The sequence below is a fragment of the Actinomadura sp. NPDC049753 genome (assembly GCF_040674655.1).
Lineage (GTDB): Bacteria > Actinomycetota > Actinomycetes > Streptosporangiales > Streptosporangiaceae > Spirillospora > Spirillospora verrucosospora.
The window spans coordinates 1-3976 of sequence record NZ_JBFARL010000359.1 but is presented as its reverse complement, the minus strand read 5'-3'; the positions used below and the strand labels follow the sequence as shown (position 1 = coordinate 3976).

At 72.3% G+C, this 3976-nt stretch carries 4 protein-coding genes; all 4 read right to left on the bottom strand.

The features are described from left to right. Positions 1-73 precede the first annotated feature (73 nt). A complete protein-coding gene (locus tag AB0K37_RS40750) occupies positions 74-925 on the bottom strand; it encodes an SAM-dependent methyltransferase (protein ID WP_363991228.1) in 852 nt (283 codons plus the stop codon). An 87-nt stretch (positions 926-1012) separates the two neighbouring features. Then, positions 1013-1915: an NlpC/P60 family protein gene (locus AB0K37_RS40745; protein ID WP_363991225.1), complete on the bottom strand. Its 903-nt coding sequence runs from the start codon at positions 1913-1915 to the stop codon at positions 1013-1015. Positions 1916-2161: 246 nt separating this feature from the next. After that, entirely contained in the window at positions 2162-3598 is a 1437-nt protein-coding gene (locus tag AB0K37_RS40740; protein WP_363991222.1) for a phosphotransferase, read from the bottom strand. Between the two features lie 2 nt (positions 3599-3600). Next, on the bottom strand, positions 3601-3976 hold a 376-nt coding region (locus AB0K37_RS40735; RefSeq protein ID WP_363991219.1), incomplete at its 5' end, for an alpha-glucosidase C-terminal domain-containing protein.

Here is a 3976-nt window from a genome sequence, read left to right as displayed (position 1 = left end):
CGACCACGGAGTGCCCCTCGCGCAGGAGATAGCGGCGCAGCAGCTCCGCCCGGCGGCCTTCGAGGGGGTCGTTCTAGCGCTTGCGCAGCACCCCGCCGTACTCGTAGATGCCGCGGTCCAGCTTGGAGGCGCCCTCGTACCGCTCCAGTTCGGGCGGGACGGGGGCGAGCGGCGGCTGCACGTCCAGCGGGCGCCAGTCGACCAGATTGCACAGGCCCGGCTCGACGGGGTCGAAGTCCGACAGCAGCGCGTCGATCTCGGCGGGCGTCCGCGTCTGCCACGGGATGCCCGCCCCGGTGACCTGCGCGGTCATCTCGGCGCTGCGCACCGGGTCGTCGCAGGCGACCTGGGAGAAGGTCAGGTGGCTGCCCGGCGCGGCCCGGTCCATGATCGTGTTCAGCACGCGGCGGGGGTCGTCGGCGTCGGGCAGGTGGTGGCCGACCGACAGGAACAGGGTCGCGACCGGCTCGTCGAAGTCGATCAGCCGCTTGACCTCGGGGTCCTCCAGGATGGTGTCCTGGTCGCGCATGTCGCCCTGGATGACCGTGGTCGTGGAGTCGCCGGCCAGCAGCGCCCTGCCGTGTGCGAGGACGATCGGGTCGATGTCCACGTAGACGACGCGCGCGTCCGGCACGAAGTCGCGGGCGACCTGGTGCACGTTCGCGTCGGTCGGCAGGCCGCAGCCCATGTCGATGAACTGGCGGATCCCCGCCTCGGCGGCCAGGTACCGGACGGCGCGGTACAGGAACAGGCGGTTCTGCCGGGTAATGTCGAGCCCGGCGGGGTGGTGCTCCAGCTGCGCCCGGATGAACTGCCGGTCGACCTCGTAGTTGTCCTTGCCGCCGAGCAGCCAGCCGTAGGCGCGGGCGGACGTCGGGACGTCGTGGGGGATGTCCGCCAGGGACGGCCTGTCTTGATCGTTCACAGGGGGAACGCTACCCCGCCGCCCCCCGGCGCTGTGCCCCCCGGCGCCGCGCGCCGCGCGTGCGGCGCCGGGGCGGGCGGAAAGGGGCTAGGGAGTGACGTACTTCGCCCACGGCTCGGTGCCGGGGCCGTTCCAGAACGAATTCGGGTGCGCCACGGCTCTCGGCCGGGGCTCAGGCTTTGACTCGTTCGACGGTCTGTCGCTTCGCGGAGCCTGTGCCGCGGAATCGTCCGGCCTCGTGGAGTGGCCGCCGGGTGGCGCGGCCTTTCCCGCCGGGATGTGTCCGGGGGCGGTGATTGGGGGATTGTCGGATTTCTTATTATTTGTATGGTGTGATGGCGGAATTTGGGGGGTCCGCTCGCTATCAGGGGGCTGGTCGGCCCGCTTCTCGGCGCTCATCCGGTCGATCTTCTCGACGAGCTCCCGCACGGACGGCGACCACTCCCGGTAGGCGGGCGCGCCGGGCCGTACCGCGCCCGCGAACTGTCTCTTGCGCGCCGCGCCGAACCTGTCGATGCGGACCCTGGCCCCCGAATTGGGCGCGTGCAGGAAACGGCCGTGCCCCACGTACATGCCGACGTGGCTGCGGCCGTGGAAGAAGATGAGGTCACCGGGCTTGAGACTCCCGATCCCCACCTTCCGGTCCACCCTGCGGTACTGGGCGTAGGTGACACGGGGGATCTTGACGCCCGCCCGCCGCCACGCGGCCATCATCAGCCCGGAGCAGTCGTAGCCGCCCGCGCCGGTTCCGCCCCACCGGTAGGGCTTGCCGATCTGTTCGCGGGCGAACCGCAGCGCCTTCTTGGCGCGCTTGCGCTGGAGGGTCTCCCGCGTCCGGTACCTGTCGTACGCCTGGACCTTCTCCAGGGTGGCCGCGTCGAGGTGCAGGCTTCTCAGCACCGTCGGGTTGAGCGCGGCGAAGGCCGTGGAACCCAGCGGGACCGTCAGCGCGAGCCCGGTCACCGTGGCCGTGACGGCCGTGCGGAGCATGCTCCGTTTTCGGCCGGTCGCCCGGTCGCGGCCGGGATGGCCCGCGATCGCTGCGCTTGCGCTTCCGGGCTCCTGCGAGTGGCGTGCGGTGGACATTCCTCTGGTCTCCGTTTCCGTTCGGGTATCGGCAGGTGATCATCATCCCGCCGAGGGATCGGATACCCGTTGATCGGCACGGAATTGTCGAGGAGGGCCGATTTTACGTGATCATGGCACGGAATTGGAGGCAGCCTTCAGTGTCTTTTATCAGGCGGTCAGATGGGCCAGGGATTTCAGCGGAACGGGAAGCCAGGCCGGCCTGTTCTGCGCCTCGTAACGCACCTCGTAGACGGCCTTCTCGAATTCGAACGCGCGGATGAGGACCGAATGCGCGGCCGGATCCGGGCCGCCGGCCGCCGCGTAGCCGCGGCAGAACGCGGCGCGGTTGCGCGCCGCCCAGGCGTGCGCCCGGGTCTCCAGCCGCGGCCCCGACTCGCTCGGCACCGTGCCCGCCTTGGTGATGAGGAACCGCGCGGCGTACTCGAACGAGCGGAGCATCCCGGCGACGTCGCGCAGCGGGTGTGCGAGGGCCCGGCGCTCGCTCTGCGTCCGCGCCGGCTCGCCCTCGAAGTCCAGCACCGTCCACCCGGACTCGGTGCGCAGGACCTGGCCGAGGTGGTAGTCGCCGTGCACGCGCTGGACGGGCAGCGGCTCGGCCCGCGCGGCGAGGTCCAGGAACGCCTCGGTGAGCGCCTTGGCGTGCGGCGCGAGCGCGGGCACCGCGCGGCAGGTGCCGGTCAGCTCGGCGTTCATCCGCGCGGCCGTCGCGCGGACCTCCCCGGCCGGGACGACCGTCACGCCGAACGCGTCGGCGAGCGCCCGGTGCACCTCGGCGGTCGCCGCGCCGAGCCGTTCGGCCTCGGCGGCGAAGTCGCCGCCGGCGGCGCTGGCGTCCAACTCCGCCCACTCGTCCCCGCCGGGCGGCGGCGTGTGCGCGAACCAGTCCCGGACGCTGGCGATCGCGAGGCTCCACCCGTCCACGCCGGTGTGCAGGTAGTCCGACAGGAGGGCGAGCGTCACCGGCTCCGCGCCCTCGCCCGCCCGCGCCCCGTGCCCCGGTTCGAGCTCGATCCAGCCGAGGACGGCCGGAACGTGCGCACAGCCCCGCCGGGAGAGCGCGAGGTTGACCTCCAGGTCGAGGTTGACGCCGGGGGACAGGCGGCGGAACAGCTTGCAGATGTACTCGTCGCCGAACAGTAGCGAGGTGTTGCTCTGCTCGGCGGTCATGGGCAGGCTCGCCAGGTCCGTCCGGATGCGGGCGCCGCCGGCGTGGTGGAACCGCAGCGGGCCCGCGGACGCCCCGCTCGCCAGGGCTTCCAGCAGCACCCGGGTCAGGTCCGGGTCGTGCGCGGCGTCGTACAGCCGGGCCTTCGCGGACCGGTCGCCGCAGCGCCCGCCGATCTCGACGTGCCGGAGCCGGTCGGGAAGGTCGCGGCGGGCGCCGAGGAGGAGCTGGTAGTGGTCGGTGGCGCCGTCCTGGCGGACGTCGAGGACGAGGTGGTGCAGGGAGGGGTCGCCGGGCCGGAGTTCGGTGGCGGTGCCGATGGCGAGGTCGTGGATGGGGCCGTCCTTGCCGCCGAACCACCGCTGGCGCGGCAGCCACTCGGCGAGGTCCCGGACGAGGTCCGGCTCTGGAGGAAGCACGGTCAGACGGTCCTTCCCGCGCGGGTGCCCGGGCCCGCGTCCGCGCCCGCCCCGGGAGCGCCGTCCTCAGGAGGGACCAGCTGGAACCAGAAGAAGCCGTGCCCGGGCAGGGTGAGCAGGTACGGGAGTTCGCCGATGGCGGGGAACTGGACGCCGCCCATGCACTCGACGGGCGAGTAGCCCTCGAAGCGCCGCAGGTCCAGCTCGACCGGCTGGGGGAACCGGGACAGGTTGCTGACGCACAGGACGGTGTCCATCTCGCCCCAGGGGCTCTCGTCCTCGGTGATCTCGCGGGTGAAGGCCAGGACGGAGGGGTTGGAGGCGGACAGTTCGACGTAGGAGCCGACGCCGAAGACGGGGTGGCGCTGGCGGATCTCG

Coding starts and splice junctions, on each gene's coding strand:
- AB0K37_RS40745 (WP_363991225.1), bottom strand. CDS start 1,915: ATGCTCCGCACGGCCGTCACGGCCACGGTGACCGGGCTCGCGCTGACG.